At 62.5% G+C, this 16,688-nt stretch carries 14 protein-coding genes; 8 read left to right on the top strand and 6 right to left on the bottom strand.

The window, feature by feature from the left end; genetic code table 11:
* Positions 1-3: 3 nt before the first annotated feature.
* Positions 4-1,479 (bottom strand): pyridoxal phosphate-dependent decarboxylase family protein, encoded by a 1,476-nt coding sequence (locus NLY42_RS14455; protein WP_023754940.1) that lies wholly within the window; start codon positions 1,477-1,479, stop codon positions 4-6.
* A 19-nt stretch (positions 1,480-1,498) separates the two neighbouring features.
* Positions 1,499-2,584 carry a PLP-dependent cysteine synthase family protein gene (locus NLY42_RS14450; RefSeq protein WP_023754941.1) on the bottom strand — a complete coding sequence of 362 codons (1,086 nt, stop codon included), beginning with the start codon at positions 2,582-2,584 and terminating at the stop codon, positions 1,499-1,501.
* A 202-nt stretch (positions 2,585-2,786) separates the two neighbouring features.
* Between NLY42_RS14450 and NLY42_RS14445 the strand changes: the two genes are divergently transcribed.
* Entirely contained in the window at positions 2,787-4,817 is a 2,031-nt protein-coding gene (locus NLY42_RS14445; protein ID WP_050591120.1) for a transcriptional regulator, read from the top strand.
* 95 nt (positions 4,818-4,912) lie between these two features.
* Here the strand turns inward: NLY42_RS14445 and choV are convergent, their stop codons facing one another.
* From choV to NLY42_RS14430, 3 genes are all read right to left on the bottom strand, one after another.
* Positions 4,913-6,094, bottom strand: coding sequence for a choline ABC transporter ATP-binding protein (gene choV, locus NLY42_RS14440; protein WP_023754943.1), 1,182 nt, complete (start codon positions 6,092-6,094; stop codon positions 4,913-4,915).
* A complete protein-coding gene (gene choW, locus NLY42_RS14435) occupies positions 6,091-6,945 on the bottom strand; it encodes a choline ABC transporter permease subunit (RefSeq protein WP_023669995.1) in 855 nt (284 codons plus the stop codon). Before choW ends, choV begins: the two co-directional genes overlap by 4 nt.
* Positions 6,946-7,081: 136 nt before the next feature.
* Positions 7,082-8,017: a choline ABC transporter substrate-binding protein gene (locus NLY42_RS14430; protein WP_023686157.1), complete on the bottom strand. Its 936-nt coding sequence runs from the start codon at positions 8,015-8,017 to the stop codon at positions 7,082-7,084.
* Positions 8,018-8,254: 237 nt separating this feature from the next.
* On the opposite strand from NLY42_RS14430, the gene NLY42_RS14425 reads away from it, so the two are divergent.
* From NLY42_RS14425 to NLY42_RS14400, 6 genes are all read left to right on the top strand, one after another.
* Complete coding sequence (locus NLY42_RS14425) at positions 8,255-8,866, top strand: thymidine kinase (protein ID WP_023754944.1); 612 nt, start codon at positions 8,255-8,257, stop codon at positions 8,864-8,866.
* A 14-nt stretch (positions 8,867-8,880) separates the two neighbouring features.
* Positions 8,881-10,062 carry a glycosyltransferase gene (locus NLY42_RS14420; RefSeq protein WP_023728274.1) on the top strand — a complete coding sequence of 394 codons (1,182 nt, stop codon included), beginning with the start codon at positions 8,881-8,883 and terminating at the stop codon, positions 10,060-10,062.
* Positions 10,063-10,146: 84 nt separating this feature from the next.
* Entirely contained in the window at positions 10,147-10,530 is a 384-nt protein-coding gene (locus tag NLY42_RS14415) for a c-type cytochrome (RefSeq protein ID WP_023669991.1), read from the top strand.
* Between the two features lie 321 nt (positions 10,531-10,851).
* Positions 10,852-11,940, top strand: coding sequence for a hypothetical protein (locus NLY42_RS14410; RefSeq protein WP_023669990.1), 1,089 nt, complete (start codon positions 10,852-10,854; stop codon positions 11,938-11,940).
* 27 nt (positions 11,941-11,967) lie between these two features.
* Positions 11,968-13,113 (top strand): hypothetical protein, encoded by a 1,146-nt coding sequence (locus tag NLY42_RS14405; protein ID WP_023669989.1) that lies wholly within the window; start codon positions 11,968-11,970, stop codon positions 13,111-13,113.
* Positions 13,114-13,137: 24 nt separating this feature from the next.
* Positions 13,138-15,048 (top strand): ATP-binding protein, encoded by a 1,911-nt coding sequence (locus NLY42_RS14400; protein ID WP_023754945.1) that lies wholly within the window; start codon positions 13,138-13,140, stop codon positions 15,046-15,048.
* A gap of 68 nt (positions 15,049-15,116) precedes the next feature.
* Here NLY42_RS14400 and NLY42_RS14395 read toward each other — a convergent pair whose 3' ends face one another.
* Positions 15,117-15,254, bottom strand: coding sequence for a hypothetical protein (locus NLY42_RS14395; protein WP_023749803.1), 138 nt, complete (start codon positions 15,252-15,254; stop codon positions 15,117-15,119).
* 127 nt (positions 15,255-15,381) lie between these two features.
* Here NLY42_RS14395 and NLY42_RS14390 point away from each other — a divergent pair, with 127 nt between their 5' ends.
* Entirely contained in the window at positions 15,382-16,686 is a 1,305-nt protein-coding gene (locus NLY42_RS14390) for a DUF6638 family protein (RefSeq protein WP_023754946.1), read from the top strand.
* Positions 16,687-16,688: the final 2 nt, after the last annotated feature.

The raw sequence follows: 16,688 nt of genomic DNA, 5'->3' as shown, positions 1-16,688 counted from the left end.
CGGTCAGGCAGAAGCGATCTCGTTGCCCAGGCGGACCGTTTCGGCGACGAGAAGGTCGAGATCCTCGCGCCGGGTCCGGTGGTTGTTGATCGCCACCCTGAGGCAATGCCGGCCTTGCACCGTGGTATCGGAAATGGCGGCGGTTCCGTCTTCCTGCAGCCTCAGCATGATCTCGGTGTTGAGCGCTTTCGCGCGCTCGCCATCGAGACCATCCGCGCGATAGCGGAAGCAGACGATGTTGATGCTGGTCGGCGCCGTCAGTTCGAGCGCTGACTCGGCCGCGATCAGCCCTGAGAGATACTGCCCCTGCGCAATGTTCTGGTCGATCAGGCGGCCGAATTTTTCGACACCGTGTTCTCGCAACGCCATCCACACTTTGAGTGCCTTGAAGCCACGTGTCGTCTGCAGGCCATAGTCGTGCAGCCATTGGCCGGAGGCGAGGCCGCGCGGTGTCGATTCCAGATATTCCGGCGTCACCGCGAAGGTCTTGCGATGCGCCGAGGCATCCCTGACCAACGCGCAGCCTGCCTCGAACGGCGCATGCAGCCATTTGTGCGGATCGAGCGCGATGGAATCGGCCCATTCGATGCCGGCGACGCGATGCGCATTCTCGGGCGCGATCGCGATCAGCGCGCCGATGCAGCCGTCGACATGGAACCAGAGATCCTCCTCATGCGTCAGCTTGGCCAGCGCCTGCAGATCGTCGATGGCGCCGGTGTTGACAGTGCCGGCATTGCCGATGATGCAGGCCGGCTTGAACCCGGCCGCGCGATCTTCCGATATCGCCGCCCGCAAAGCTTCGATGTCGATGCGAAGTCCGGCGTCGCTGGCAATGCGCCGCAGCGCCTTGTTGCCGAGGCCGAGCGCTTCCATCCCCTTGCGGTGACAGGAATGGACCTGGTCCGAGCCATAGAAACGCAACGGCTTTTCGATGGCGGCAACGCCGTGCTCGCGCACGTCGATGCCGGCCTTGGTGTTGCGCGCCACGGTCAGCCCGATGATGTTGGCCATCGAACCGCCGCTGACCAGCGTGCCGCTGGCCGAAGCCGGCATGCCGGTCATCTGCTTGCACCAGTCGACCACCTGGCCGTCCATCAGGGCGGCGGCATGGTTGCCGCCGCCGAGATTGGAGCCCTGGATTGCCGCCAGGAAATCGCCGATCGCGCCGGTAAAATTGCTCGACCCCATATACCAGGACCAGAAGCGCGGATGGATGTTGCCCATCGGATAGGGCATCACCTTGTCCACGACATCGCCATAGATGTCGGCAAGCGGGGTCGGCGATTGCGGCAGAGAGGCGGTGAAGAAATCCCTCACATCTCCAGGCATCTCCTGCCACACCGGCCGTTGCCTGACATCGCGCAGGTAAGCGACGGCATCGTCAACGATCCGATGCGACAGGCTTTGCACATCGGCCCAGTCCGAGGGGTCAAGCGTTTCCTCGGTACTGGTAGCCGAGTGTCCAGGCATCGCGTCCATGCAATTTGCTCCCGCGTCATCATGCCGGGAACTGGCAACCGGGCGTCGAGCGCGAGAGAGCAAGCTCTTCCGCATTCATCTCGGCCTCGATGCCGTCGAACAAAGGCGTGGTCATGTAGCGTTCACCGGTATCGGGAAGCATGCACAGGATCACCGATCCGGCCGGTGCCGTGCCGGCGATCTGGCGCGCCACGGCAAAAGCCGAACCGCCGGAAATGCCGGTGAAGATGCCTTCCTGCTGCGCCAGCGCCTTGGCCCATTTCATGCCCTCCGGCCCGGCGATCGGCATCACCTCGTCATAGAAGTTGCCATCGATGGCCTCCTGCAGGACGTGCGGGATGAAATCCGGCGTCCAGCCCTGGATCGGGTGCGGTTCGAAAGCCGGATGGCTGGCGGCCGGCGCTCCGCCGGCGCCACGCATCTGCGGCTTGCCGCTGCCGACAAGCTGCGCATTAACCGGTTCGGTGAGCACGATCCGAGTCTCAGGCCGCTCGCGGCGCAGCACCCGCGCCACGCCGGCGACGGTGCCGCCGGTGCCGTAGCCAGTGACGAAATAGTCGAGCCGCGAGCCGGCGAAATCGTTGACGATCTCGCGTCCCGTGGTTGCTTCATGGATGTCGGCGTTGGCCTCGGTCTCGAACTGGCGGGCCAGGAACCAGCCATTGGCTTCGGCCAGTTCCACCGCCTTCTTGTACATGCCGAAGCCTTTCTCGGCGCGCGGCGTCAGCACCACCTTGGCGCCCAGCATCCGCATCAGCTTGCGGCGCTCGACCGAGAAACTGTCGGCCATCGTCACCACCAGCTTGTAGCCCTTCTGCGCACAGACCATGGCAAGACCGATGCCCGTGTTGCCGCTGGTCGCCTCGACGATGGTCTGTCCCGGCTTGAGCGCGCCGGTGCGTTCACCTTCCTCGATGATGTTGAGCGCCAGCCGGTCCTTCACCGACGCAGCCGGATTGAAGAACTCGGCCTTGACGTAGATGGTGGCGTGCGCCGGTCCGAGATTATTGACGCGGATGACCGGCGTGTCGCCGATGGTGTCGAGAATGCTGTCGAACAGGCGGCCGCGGCCGGCCGTGGTTCTGATTTTCTGCTGATGCAACATGGTAGACTCCTGGTTCTTGCTCACGGGCCGGTTACACACCGGCGGTTTGAGCGGCGAGATTTCGACACCTTGCCGCACTACAGGTCCTTGACGTGCGGCAGTGTGGTAAACACCACATTCGGCGCACAAATTTTGCCAGCCGGGTGCACTTTGTCGTGCTCGGTGGTAAAGCAGGGGCCGGCAGGTCAGCGTGGGAGCAGGCGTGGTATCTGGCGTGGAATCGAGCCTGGCGAGCAGCCATCAAGGTGTTGTCGTGCGCCTGTTTGGGCCGCCGACAATTGCGCGCGACGGCGTCCCGGTGGTCTTGCCGGCATCGCGCAAGCTGCGCGCGCTGCTGGCCTATCTGGCGCTGGCGCCCCATCCGGTCGGACGTGGCAAGCTCTGCGAGTTGCTGTGGGATGTTCCAAATGATCCCAGGGGTGAGCTGCGCTGGTGCCTGAGCAAGCTGCGGGCCGCGCTCGACGAACCGGGCCGCCGCAGGATCGAAACATCGGGCGATACGATCGCGCTCGATCTCGACGGCATCTCAGTCGACGTTCTGGATGTCGCGGCGGCGGCTGCCGCAGGCATCGAAACGCTCGAGCCGACGCGACTGCAGTTGCTCTCCGACCTGTTCGTCGGCGACTTCCTCGAAGGGCTGGAGATCGACCGCTGCCCTCTCTTCAACAGCTGGCTGACCGCGCAGCGCCGCCGTTTCGGTTCCTGCCACGCGGCTATACTGGAATGTCTGGTCAAGACGCTCCCGGCCGATTCCGAAGACGTCTCCGCTCATCTCGAAAAATGGCTGGAATTGACCCCGTTCGACAGCAGCGCCCATGTCGCACTCCTGGTGAGGCTGGCGCGGCGCGGCCAGTTCGGCGCCTGCGAAGATCATCTTGCCGCTGCGGCGGAGTTGTTCCAGTCGGAAGAACTGGATTTCGGCCCGGTGCGCAATGCGTGGCTGTCCATCCGCAGCGAACGGCCCTGCGCGATTTTGCCGGCACAACCGGCAGCTCCGCCCGGGCCGAACAAGGCGTCAATCATGCTTGCCGGTTCAGAAGCCGCGACGCCGCACAGGGCTTCGCTGGCCGTGATGCCATTTGCCGAAGACGCCGCTAGCGGCGTTCGTGGCGGGCTGGCCGATGGCTTGACCCACGACATCATCACCCGCCTCGCCAAGCTCAGGGACTTCTTTGTCATCGCCCGGGGCTCGGTCTTTGCGCTGGCGGAAAAGGACATCGCGCCGGAAGATGCCGGCCGAAGGCTGAATGTCGACTATGTCGCCACCGGCACGGTGCGCAGCCTGACCGGCCGCCTGATCGTCACCGTCGAGCTCGTCGAGGTCCGCACAGCCAGGATCGTCTGGGCCGAGACCTTCGAGCGCAAGCCCGACGATCTTTTCGCCGTGCTTGACGATATCGGCAACAGCATCGTGGCCTCGGTCTCATCCGAGATCGAGACCGTCGAGCGCAACCGCGCCATGCTGAAAGCGCCAAATTCACTTAACGCCTGGGAGGCCTACCATCGCGGCCTCTGGCACATGTATCGCTTCACTCGCAGCGAGAACGACCTCGCACGGCATTTCTTCGACATTGCTGTCAGGCAAGATCCGACCTTCACCCGCGCCTATGCCGGCCTCTCCTTCACCCACTGGCAGAGCGCCTTCCAGCGCTGGGGCGACCGCGACCAGGACAGCGTGCTTGCCTTTGAGGCGGCCGGCCAGAGCCTTTTGGTCGACGATCATAATCCCGCCGCGCACTGGGCGATGGGCCGGGCGCTGTGGCTGCGCGGCGAGGGTGACGCGTCCGTGCTCGAACTGCAAAGAGCCGTCGACCTCAGCCCGAACTTCGCGCTTGGCCACTATGCGCTGTCCTTCGTGCATTCTCAGTCGGGCGACCCGCACGCGGCGATCGGATCGTCGGATCATTCGCGCCATCTGTCGCCGTTCGACCCGATGCTGTTCGGCATGCTGGGCGCACGCGCCATGGCGCATGTCCGCCTCGGCCAGTTCGACGAGGCAGCCGAATGGGCGCTGAAAGCGGCTGCCCGCCCCAACGCCCATGTCATCATCCTGTCGATCGCCGCTCACTGCCTGGCGTTGGCTGGGCGGCTGGACGAGGCGAAAAACTTCGCCGCCGCCATCCGCAAGACGCTTCCGGACTACCGTGCGGACGACTTCATCCACACCTTCCGCTTCGACCGGGATGCCACAGCCCTGTTCAAGCTCGGCGCCACGCGCATCGGTCTGGCTTAGAGCATGATCCCAAAAAGTGGGTACCGGTTTTTGGAAAGATCATGCTCCAACAAAGGGTTAGATCATGATGAGATTTCAACCAAATCTCATCATGATCAGCGCCGCAACACCGCGCTCAGCACGTCGCGTATGCCGATCGCCCCGACAAAGCGCGACTGGTCGTCGAACAGCGCCACGGGTGCCGTCTGCGAGCGGTGCATGGCCAGCATCACCGTCTTCAGCGAGGTCCCGGGATTGGCCCAGAACACTTGCGCCGTCTCCTCCGGCTGCGCCTCGACATCGGCGCATGAAACCCATACCGCCGGTTTGCCGTCGCGTTCCGCCGCCGCCACCAGCCTGTGCTCGTCGATCTTGAAGCGCGTCGTCTTGCGCCGGTCGAGCCACACCCAGCCATTATCGCCGTGCTCGAGGTCGCGGCTGTCGCGCATGACGTTCCAGGCGGTCAGCACCGACAACGGATTCACATTGGCGATGAAGTCGCGGACATAGTCATTGGCGGGCTTGAGCACGATGTCTTCCGGCGCCCCGGTCTGCACGATGCGCCCGCCTTCCATGATGGTGATATGGGTGCCGATCTTCAGCGCCTCTTCCAGATCATGGCTGACGAAGATGATGGTCTTCTTCAGCTCCGCCTGCAGCTGCAGCAATTCGTCCTGCAGCTTGGTGCGGATCAGCGGATCGAGCGCCGAGAACGGCTCGTCCATCAGCAGGATCGGCGCCTCGGTGGCGAAGGCACGGGCCAGGCCGACGCGCTGCTGCATGCCGCCGGACAGCTCATGCGCGTATTTCTTCGACCACTGGTCGAGATTGACCAGTTTCAGCTGGCGTTGCACGCGCTCCTTGCGCTCTTGCTCCGGCACGCCGGCGAGTTCGAGGCCGAGGCCGACATTCTCCTCCACCGTACGCCAAGGCAGCAGGCCGAACTGCTGGAACACCATCGCCACCTGCTTCTGGCGCAGCCGCCGCAACGTCGCCTGATCGCAGGTCACGACATCGACGATATTGTCGCCGTCCTTGACCAGCACCTGGCCGCGCGACACCACGTTGAGCCGGTTGACCGCCCGCAGCAGCGTCGACTTGCCCGAGCCGGACAGGCCCATCAGCACCGAGATTTCGCCCTCATGCACGGTCAGGCTGGCGCCGGCGCAACCCAGCACATTGCCGGTCTTTTCGAGGATTTCGGCGCGCGTGGCGCCGCCATCGATCAGCGCTAGCGAACCGGCCTGGTCGGACCCGAAGACGATATCGACATTTTTGAAATCGACGGCGACGGTCATTTCTTGCCTCCAACGCCGATACGCGTCATTCGGTCGAGCACGATGGCGAGTACGACAATCGCCAGGCCCGCCTCGAGCCCGAGATCGATGCGGCGCGAGCCGAGCGCGCGGTTGATTTCAGTGCCGAGGCCGCCGGCGCCGATCAGTGCTGCAAACACCACCATCGACAGCGACAGCATGATCGATTGCGTCAGCCCGGCCATGATGGTCGGCAAGGCCGAGGGCAGCTCGACCTTCCACAGCAGCTGCTGCTTGGTGGCGCCGAACGCCTCGCCGGCCTCGATGATCGACTTCGGCACCGAGACGACGCCGAGATGGGTGAGCCGGACCGCGGTCGGGATGACAAAGATGATGGTGACGATGAGGCCGGGCGCGTTGCCGAGACCGAACAGGGTCAGAACCGGGATCAGGTAGACGAAGGTCGGCAGCGTTTGCATCAGGTCGAGCACCGGCAGCATGATGCGGTAGACCTTCGGCTTGTGCGCGGCCCAGATGCCGAGCGGCACGCCGATGGCCATCGCCATGGCGGCGGCGGCCACGACCAGCACCAGCGTCTGCACCGTCTGCTTCCAGAGGTTCTGGTTGATGATGAAGATCAGGCCGAGAAAGACGCCTATGGCCAGCGGGCGCGAGCGCTGCAGCAGCCAGGCGATGATGGCGATGATCAGCGCCAGCAGCACCGGCGGCACCATCAAAAGGATGCCAACCAGCCCGTCGAGCAGGAAATTGAGGCCATTCGAGAAGGCCCTGAACACGGTGTCGAAATTGTCGGTGAGGAAACCGAAGAACGCCTTTCCCCAGGCGCCGATCGGTATCTTGTGATCGACCATGAATTTCGAAATCGGATCCATATCGCCCCTCTCATGCGAGAGACCGCCTGCTTCCGGCCTCCGCTCTCATTAGGTCATCTTCTCACAGGATATGAAAAAGGGCAGCCTTTTCTAGATTGGCTGCCCTTCCTGGTTCGGCTTGGCCGAATTAGTCGGCTCAGCTTCCGAGCGCGGTCTTGACCGCCGCTGCCGCATCGCCGCCATCGAAGGTGGTGACGCCGGCAATCCACGGCGCAACCGCGTCAGGGTGCTTCTTCAGCCAGTCGGCTGCGACCGTGTTGGCGTCGCCGCCCTTCAGGATCGCGTCCATCATCTCGCCTTCCATGTCCAGGTTGAACTTCAGGTTGGCGATGAACTTGCCGGCATTCGGGCATTCGGTGGTGTAGCCCTTGCGCACATTGGTGTAGACGGTGGCGGCGCCGAAGCCGCTGTCGCCCATGCCGTCGAGATAGGTGAGCTTCATGGCGCCCATCACCGGATGCGGCGTCCAGCCGAGGAACGCGATCCACTCATTGTTCTTGATCGACTGCTCGGCCTGCGTCAGCATGCCGGCTTCCGAGGACTCGACCAGCTCGAAGCCTTCGAGATTGTCCTTCGGGTTCTTGATCATGTCGAGGATGATGCGGTTGCCGTCATTGCCCGCCTCGATGCCGTAAATCTTGCCGTTGAACTTGTCCTTGAACTTGCCGATGTCGGTCAGCGACTTGACGCCGGCCTCCGCGACATAGGTCGGTACGACGATGCCGTAGCCGGCGCCGGTCAGGTTGGTGCCGATCGTCTCGACCGAACCATCGGCGGTGTAGTCCTTGATGTCGTTGGTCATCGACGGCATCCAGTTGCCGAGGAAGACGTCGAGATCCTTGTTTTTCAGCGACGCCATGGTCACCGGTACCGATAGCTGGATCGTCTGCGGCTCGTAGCCGAGCGCGGTGAGCAGCACCGAAGCGACGCCGGTGGTTGCCTGGATGTCGGTCCAGCCGACATCGGAAAGGCGCACCGCCTTGCAGCTCTCCGGATCGCCGGCAAGTGCAGCGCTCGTGGACAGAAAAGTCGCCAGGCCGAGGCCGGCGACGAAGGTGTTCATACGCGACATTGGCAGTCTCCCATTGTGATTCTTTGGCGAAGCGTAGTTACGGTTTCTCTGCCCGCCTTGTTTCGTCAGCCAAACACCATTCTGGTGTGGTTTCAAGCGCTAAGACAATCACGATCAACGGCGCGGACTGGCCAAACAGCGACACGCCCGCCGCTTTTTCGATTGCAGACGGCTTTTCCCATCAAATGCAGCGGTGCCCTCTCCCCGCGCCGCGCCAACTCGGCTTAAAAGGACGGCATGGCCAAGCTCTACTTCCACTATGCGACGATGAATGCCGGCAAAACGACAATGCTGCTGCAGGCGTCCTACAATTATCGCGAACGCGGTATGACGACGATGCTGTTCGTCGCCGGCCACTACAGAAAGGGCGACACCGGGCTGATCTCGTCGCGCATCGGCCTGGAGACGGAGGCCGAGATGTTCCGCGACGGCGACGATCTCTACGCTCGCGTCGCCGAGCATCACGAACATACGACGGTGCATTGCATCTTTGTCGACGAGGCGCAATTTCTCGAGGAAGAGCAGGTCTGGCAGCTCGCCCGTATCTCCGACCGGCTGAACATCCCGGTGATGTGCTACGGCCTGCGCACCGATTTCCGGGGCAATCTGTTTTCCGGTTCGCGAGCGCTTCTGGCCATCGCAGACGATCTGCGCGAAGTGCGCACCATCTGCCGCTGCGGCCGCAAGGCGACGATGGTCGTGCGTCTCGGCTCTGACGGCAAGGTGGCCAGACAAGGCGAACAGGTGGCGATCGGCAAGGACGTCTATATCTCGCTCTGCCGCCGCCACTGGGAAGAGGAAATGGGCCGCGCCGCGCCCGACGATTTCATTGGCTTCACCAGAGGCTGAACGGCCGGGACAACATGAAAATTCTGCAGTTCACAGTCGATTGCCCGTTTCCGCCGGTCTCCGGCGGAGAGATCCGGAACGCCGCCAATGCACGCGCCCTGGCATCGATGGGCGAGGTCCTGACGGTAAGCCTGACTGGCGGCGCCCCGGCACCCTCCACACCGCCGAACATCCGTCACCGGATCATCGAGGCAGCGCGCGGCAGGGCGCCTTGGGGCAGGCGCAGCCCGCACCCGACCGTGCATATGATGCCGGACGACGAGCTGGCCGAAGCCGACGCCATCTGGAGGGAATTCGCGCCCGATCTCGTGGTGATCGAGGAGATCGTGCTTTCGCAGCTGCTGACGCTGGCGCCGAAGCATCGCGCGCGCACCGTCCTTGACCAGCACAACATTGATTCCCGGACGGTGTCCGACCGGATCGCCGGCCTGACGCTGTGGCAGCAAATTCGAGACTGGCGCCAAAACAGGCGAAGGAAGGCAGAGGCGCGCGAAGCCGACAGGTGTGCGGCTGCCCTGGCCGACCAGGTCTGGGTTTGTTCGCGGGCCGACGAAGCGCTTCTGTCCGCTCTCGGCCCCGTCAACGACGTCAGGTTCGTCGCCAACCCCATTCCAGACGAGAGCGTGCTTTCCCTGCCGATTGCTGCCGAGCGCTTCAGTGAGCTCAGCCTGTGCTTCATCGGGCATCTCGGCTACTTCCCAAACATCGACGCCGTCAAGCAGATCGGCCGCGCGATGGCGCCGCGCCTCGCCGCCTCCGGCCGGCCCTGGTCGATCACCGTCGCCGGCAGAAACCCGCGCGATGTCGTGCGCGGTCTATGCACCAGGCATGGTCTGCGGTTGATCGAGAACCCACCGCATCTGCCGGAATTGCTTGGGCGTGCCGGCTATGCGCCGATCCCGCTGCGCTTCGGCGGCGGAACCCGCATCAAGGTGCTGGAGGCGATGGCGGCGGGCCTTGTCGTCGCCGCCACCGAAAAGGCCGTCGAAGGGCTTGGCCTGCAGGCGGGCAGGCATTTCCTGTCCAGCGACGATGCCGGCAAGTTGGCATTGAAAATCATCGATCTCGCGACACGCCCGCAAGCGGCCGCCGAGATGGCGGAGATCGGCCGCGCTTTCGTGCGCGACAATCATTCGTCGGCGGCGATTGAAAAGCAGGTCAAGCAGGCGGTCGCGGCGATCCCGCGCACGGATTGAGCCCGGCTGCTATCCACCGGCATACGGCGTTTGTTAAGGCCTGCAGCCTATTTTGCCCTCAGCCAGAGCCAGCCGGGAACCGCCATGCTTCGAGCCATTTCATCAGGCCTTGTCATTTACTTGGCCGGTATCCTCGCCGCGCTGGCCGACGGCGATGCAGCACTTGGCAAGAAAGTGTTCTACCGCTGCATGGCCTGTCACGAGGCGGCAAGCGACCGCGACAAGGTCGGCCCGCATCTCCTCGGTATCGTCGGCCGCACCGCCGGCACCGCCCAGAACTTCAACTATTCGCAGGCCATGAAGGACGCCGGCGCGGCCGGCCTCGTTTGGGACGAAGCCAACCTCAAAGCCTATCTCGGCGCTCCCAAGCTGAAAGTACCCGGCAACAGGATGGGCTTCTCCGGCCTGAGCAGCGACGAGGACATCGCCAACGTCATCGCCTATCTGAAGGCCGATCCGAAGCCTTGAACAGCGCGATGCGTAGCGTGATGGCGACGGCTTCCGCCAGCTGTCTCGCACTTGCAACTCATTGAGCCCTCTGTCGAATTCAGCACACCCACACTGTCCGAGATCGACTTCTTCGCAGCCGTCAAAGTTCAATGACAACTGAACAATACTTGGCCGGCTGGTTAATCACGCCATGACCCCGCCTTCATTGCCTTTCAAGACGACCAGGCATTTTTTTGTTTTCGGGGCGGGTCTTGTCTTGCGTCTTTCAATCCCCTGATACCCCACATATATTCGCCGCTGTTCGCAGCCAGCGACCGGAAGCCGAAGCGGGAGGCCCCTATGGCGACATTGCAGAATTTCGATGCCGAAATTGCCAAGACCAGGCAGGTCGTGCAGGACATGCGCTCCAAGATCGAGCAGTCGGGCACGGTGCTTGATACGCTGGCCACCGCCGACAAGAAGATCGGCGACGCCAATTTCGACATCGAGAATGCCCGCATTGAGGACGTGCTGAAGCAGCAGAAGGTGATGGAAGGCAACATTGCCGACCTGATCATCGGGCTGGAAGACGCCACCAACGTCTTCGGCACCGAATTCGAGAGCATGAAGAACTACACCGGCTGGGAAAGCTTCGTCGGCGTCTTCTCGGCGCAACGCAAGCAGCGCATGCGCACCGACCGCGTCCGCAACATGTCGCTGGCCGGCAATCTGCAGGAGCTTCTGGTCAAGTCCGACACCATCGTCGGCATCCTGAAAGCGCAGAAAGAGGTCCTCGACCAGCGCTACAAGACCTCGGAAAACAGCCTGTCGCAGGTGATCGAGCGCCGCAAGGTCACCATGACCAACCTCGAGGCGGTGCAGAAGCGCATCGAGGAGGTCAATCCGCTGCTGCTCGACATCGAAAACAAGATCGCCGCTTCTACCAGTCAGAAGGAGCGCACGCAGCTTGAGGGCGAGCGCTCGAAACTGGCGACCGAATACAATGAAAAGCAGGCCAAGGAGCAGGAGCTTCTGGCCGAAAGCCAGACGCTGGAACGCTACACCTCGATGTTCCAGACCTTCGTCGATTCGCTCAACAATCAGATCGCAGCGCAGTCGACGCTTATCAACAAGCTGACCATCGATACCGAGCAGCGCATCGTGCTCTACAAGGCACTGGAAGATTCCTTGAAGACCGCCGCCCAGCAGGATGTCGCCCACAAGATCAACACGCTGGGCAGCCAGGTCGACAACACCGCCGAAGAGACCATGGCCGGCATTGGCGCCGCCTCGCAAAAGCACATCGGCGATCTTCTCGAAATGCACGAGAAGAACATGGTCGCCAGCTCCGACATCCAGCGCCGCAAGAAGCTCGCCGACGACGCCTTCGCCCGCCGTTTCGACGACGTGATGAAGAAGCACAATTCGGCCAACTACGTGCAGTCGTAAGGAGCGGCTGCACGCGGGCACACCGGCATGACTCCCGAAAACGAAGCGGCGGCGCGCTATTTTTCCGCCATCACGGCGGCACTCAGCGGCCTTGAAGTGTTCATGCGCGACGACCGCTCGCCGCTTTACCGGCACGGCATCGTTGCCAAGATCGTCGCCGAATACATTGCCCGGCTGGACAAATCGTTTTCCTGCTGGCGCAACCGGCTCGGCTTCATGGACACGTTCCGCATTTCGCGCGCCGACAGCGGCTATCCCGTCTTCCAGAACCTGCTCGAACTGGAAAATGACCGCCGCCAGGCCGAGGCGCGGCTGGCCAACATTCCGCTGGCCGGCGAATTGCGCGAGGAAATGGCCGACTTCATCCTGCGCCACAAGGAATTCCCCGAAGCGCTGCAGAAGTCGATGGCCGAGCGGCTCTATCTCGAGGACGTCAAGAGCGAACAGACTTTTGGCCCGTTCTCGCTGGCGCAGACGGCCAAGGTCTCGGTCAATCCAAAGACCGGGCGTCCCTATTACCTCGTGCACTGGGCGAGCTTCGACGGCAGCGCCAACCTGCCGCTGGTCTACATGGTGACGGTGGAGGATTCCTCCGAAAGCATGATCCGGCAGCTCGTTGACAGCAGCGGCAAGCTCAATGAACGGGTCGACATCCCGCTGCCGGTGGACGGCCTGCTCAACCCCGAACTCGCCCATCGCTTCGACGATTTCACCGAGAAGAATTCCGCCTACACGCTTTCGCCCGCAACGATTGCGGTCAATCTCGACAAGGATTTCGAGCCGCTGCACCCTAAGCAGCTGCGCCGCGTCGTGCTCGGCCCCTTTTATTCCGCAGGCATTACGGACAACAATTCGACCGTGACCGAGGTGCTGGCCAAGGTGCGCAAACCGGAAAATGCCTGGCTGCTCACCTGGACCATCCAGGAGGTCTACTCCAAGGGCGAGAAACCCGGCCGCAAGGGCCTGTTTTCGAGCGAGAAGACGACGCAGGAATTCTTTATCAACACCGACGATCTCGAAGCCGCGCGCCAGGGTGTGTCGAGCTACGAGAACCACGCCCTGATCCCGCACGAAGCCTATCAAGCACTCTACGCCGCCGGCGAAGCTCAAAAGATCTTTTCCGGCTACAAGGTTCACATCCTGTCAAATGGGCAGGTGATTTCAGATGTCTGACCGTCACATCGCGGAGCATCCTTCATGGACACCGGCCTGACCACCATTCCGGAAGCGGCTATCGAAAAGCACCGCGCAACCGCGCAAAGCTTCATCACTCGCGTCGTCGTGCTGGAGGATCCTTCACGCGAATCCGGCACCGCGCTTGCCGGCACCAACCGCCGCTTCGTCTCCACCGTCTCGGTCGGCTCGGTGCGCCGCACACGCGAGGTCGAGCTTACCAAGACCGTCGCCGCGATCCATCCCGACGACCAGTTGATGAGCATCCCGCAGCACACGCTTTTGTTTCGCGCCCGCCGCGGCCTGGCGATTGCGCTCGCCATTTCCGATGTCTTCGCCGAAGGCTCCGACCTTGAAAGCCTGCAGGCCAAGAACACCCGCGCACCGCTCGAAGGCGATGAAGCCGCGACCTTCAAGAAGCTTCTGTCAGCCTCTGCTTACGTTTCGGCCTTCAGCCTTGCCTCCTATCTGTTCCAGCTGATCGACAGCGATGGCGAGGCGCCCAACGATATCCCCGAACCCGACTTCCTGTTCGACACGCCGCAGGACGCGGTGAAGTCGATCGTGGCTGGGTTGGACAGGGCGATCACCGGGTCGAAGGACGATGGCGACCTGACGACCCGGGCGCGTGCTTTCGCCCGTGTTGCCATTGATGGGCTGCTGGCCCGCAAGGGCCGCTTCGACGGCATCGGCCCGTTCGAGAACGCCCATATCCGCATCGACGCCGACGATTTCACCCTCGACGGCTTCGACGTCGCGCCCGGCAAGCGCTCCAAGCCGCTGGTGATGACCTTCAAGAAGCCCGAAGAGGTCGTCGGCAACCACATCGCCAAATACCAGTCGGTCAAGCTCGCCAAGATGCTGATGGCCTATGATTTCGAGCGCGAGCTGAACCCGTTCGTCGAGCTCGGCGGCTTCCTCTTCACCTTCATCGGCGATGGCGCGCCGGGCACCGGCAAGACGACGCTGATCCAGATGATCGCCGGCCTCGTAAACGGCTATTGCCAGGTTGCCGGCTATCCCTTCGCCTATGAGAATTTCGGCGTCGACCAGATCTCGTCCTACCAGGGCAAATCCGGCCAGAACTGCCGCCAGTTCATCAACAATGTCTTGAACCCACGCGTCATCGGCTTCGGCACCGTCGACGACATCGACCAGGTGGCGGCCCGCCGCTCCGACGACCGCGCCTCGGCCGGCCAACAGGAAATCACCGGCGTCTTGATGGACGCCTTTGCCGGCGCCGGCACGGTGGTGCGCGGCAATTGCTCGTTCGGCATGTTTTCCAACTATCCCGAAAATGTCGACGATGCGCTGCGCCAGCGCGCCGGCGCCCGCTGGCTGGTCGACGGCCCACAGAGCCGCGACGACTATATCGACATCTTCGTCCTGCTTGCCGGCAAGAACCACAAGATCCCACTCGGCGACCACAAGCTCTACGCCGCGCAGGAGATCCAGCGCGCGGTGACCGAAGCCTATGAGGAGCACGAGAAGCCTCAGGAAGACGGGCTGATGAAGGTCTATGAGCGCTACATGAAGGAGAATGGCGCGCCGAAATCGATGGCCGACATCGGCACTTATCTGCACCTGATCAAGGATGCCGAGCCGCGCTTCACCGGCCGAGCCATCAAGAACGTCACCGACGCCATCAAGATGCGCGCCATGGACATCGAGCTGCCCGACGACTGGTTCGAGAAGCCGGAAGTCTTCATGCACAAGGGCTACGACGAAAAGAAAGCCATGATCGAGGAACTGCGTGGGCCGTTCTCGATGGACATGGTCATGCAGGAGATCAACCGCTACGCCGACTCGGAGTTCCGCTATTCCGACAAATCCGACGACGCCGCGGTGGAGAAGCTGCTGCGCGACGCACGCCTGCGCGAACGGGCGGGGCGCGAGATGGAGGAGATGAAGAAGAAGGGGCTCTGGAATGCGTGAGCTTCCTTCGCTGCCCGCGGGTGCTGAAAGGCTTGGCGCTAACGCTGACGCCCCCCTCTCCCCGTCCTTCACGGGGAGAGGGTAAGGGTGAGGGGCGGCGCATGCGTGGACCAGAGATCGCTACGACCATACTGGCAGCTATCGAACAGCGCCTCGATCGGCACATCCGGACCAATGATCTTCGATTTATTGACGCCAAAGGCCATGGGGAGACATGTCCTTGAATGCTAGCGCTGCCCCTCACCCTTACCCTCTCCCCGTGAAGAACGGGGAGAGGGAGGCGTCAGCGTTGGCGCTTCGCCACAACAGGCAACGCCACTCGGAACGTTCTGCATGAGCCACGCCAAAAAGCCCGACCTTCTCCGCGACAATGAGCTGATCTACGGTCGCTTGCTCACCGTCGACGAGTCGCACCTCATCCAGCGCTACAACAAGGCGCTTGTTGCCTTTGGCCTCAAGCCCACCAAGCTGAAGAGCTTCCAGATCGACCGCACCGGCTTCTCGCCCGAAGTGGCCGAGGAATGCGGCGATTACGATTATCTCGACCCCAATGAGGTCAACCGCCGCTTCATCATCCTGACGCCGTCGCAGATCGATCTGCCGGTGGTGCACACCGCCTTTTCCAACACCTCGCAGCTGATGTTCGAGTTCATGTCCAAGAACCAGCGCGCCATCGATGCGCTGACCATCAAGGATGTCATCTACGGGGAGATCGAGGATTCCGTTCCCCTGGTCAACGACATCGAGGATCTGCTGTCGATCAGCCAGGTCGAGTTCAGGGTGCTTTCGGCCGAGGACGTGCTGGGCAAGGCCGCCGAACTCGGCAAGCTGGTCGACCGGCTGAAGCAGGAGCCCGATGCCTGGCGCGACAACACCATGCTGAGCCGTATGGTGGAACTGGCGAAGGTGTGCGGCGATATCCGTGAGAATGCGCTGGTGCCCGACCAGGTGATCTTCCGCCACAACGCCTACTGGACCAGCCATTTCGGCGGCGTCTACGTCTTCGTCGATCCTGATATGACTACCGTCATCGGCGACCCGGCCGCCCCCGGCTTTCGCCGTTCGCGGCCTTGGCAGGTCAGCTATCTCTCGATCAACGATGCCGACAAGGTGTTCAAGTTCCTGGCCAGCACCGGCCGCATCGAATTGCCGCGCGCGTCATGGGTCGAAAGCTCGGGCTATCTCGAGCATCGCGCCGAGATGGTGGTGCGCTCTCTCATCCGCGACACAGAGCCGAACCGCAATTTGACCGAGGTCGACAAGGTCTGGCTGCAGACCTGGATCCATGGCCATGCCGATCTGATCACCAAGGACGGCAATTTCCCCTTTCTCAACGCCGCCAAGCGTGAGATCGCCCAGCTCGGCCATCTCAAGATCGAGGATGTGTTTCCGCAACAGCGCTTCCTGGTCGTGCGTGGCAAGCCCGACCATCCCGACGCCTGGCTGACCAACCAGCTGATCTCGGATTTCGTGCAGCAGGACTTTGTCTCGCGTTACGTCTTCAACAAGCCGGGCTTCTACAAGGACTATGACGGCTACAGCGACGCCTGGCGGTCGCATGTTGTGGACGTTCTGAAAACCACATATTTGAAAGACAAAGTGGCGTTTCGCACGCGCCTTTACGGCCTGACTGACTGAGG

Origin of the sequence: Mesorhizobium sp. C372A, assembly GCF_030323245.1 — a bacterium.
Taxonomy (GTDB): Bacteria; Pseudomonadota; Alphaproteobacteria; order Rhizobiales; family Rhizobiaceae; genus Mesorhizobium.
This window is presented reverse-complemented; position numbering and strand designations above follow the sequence as displayed.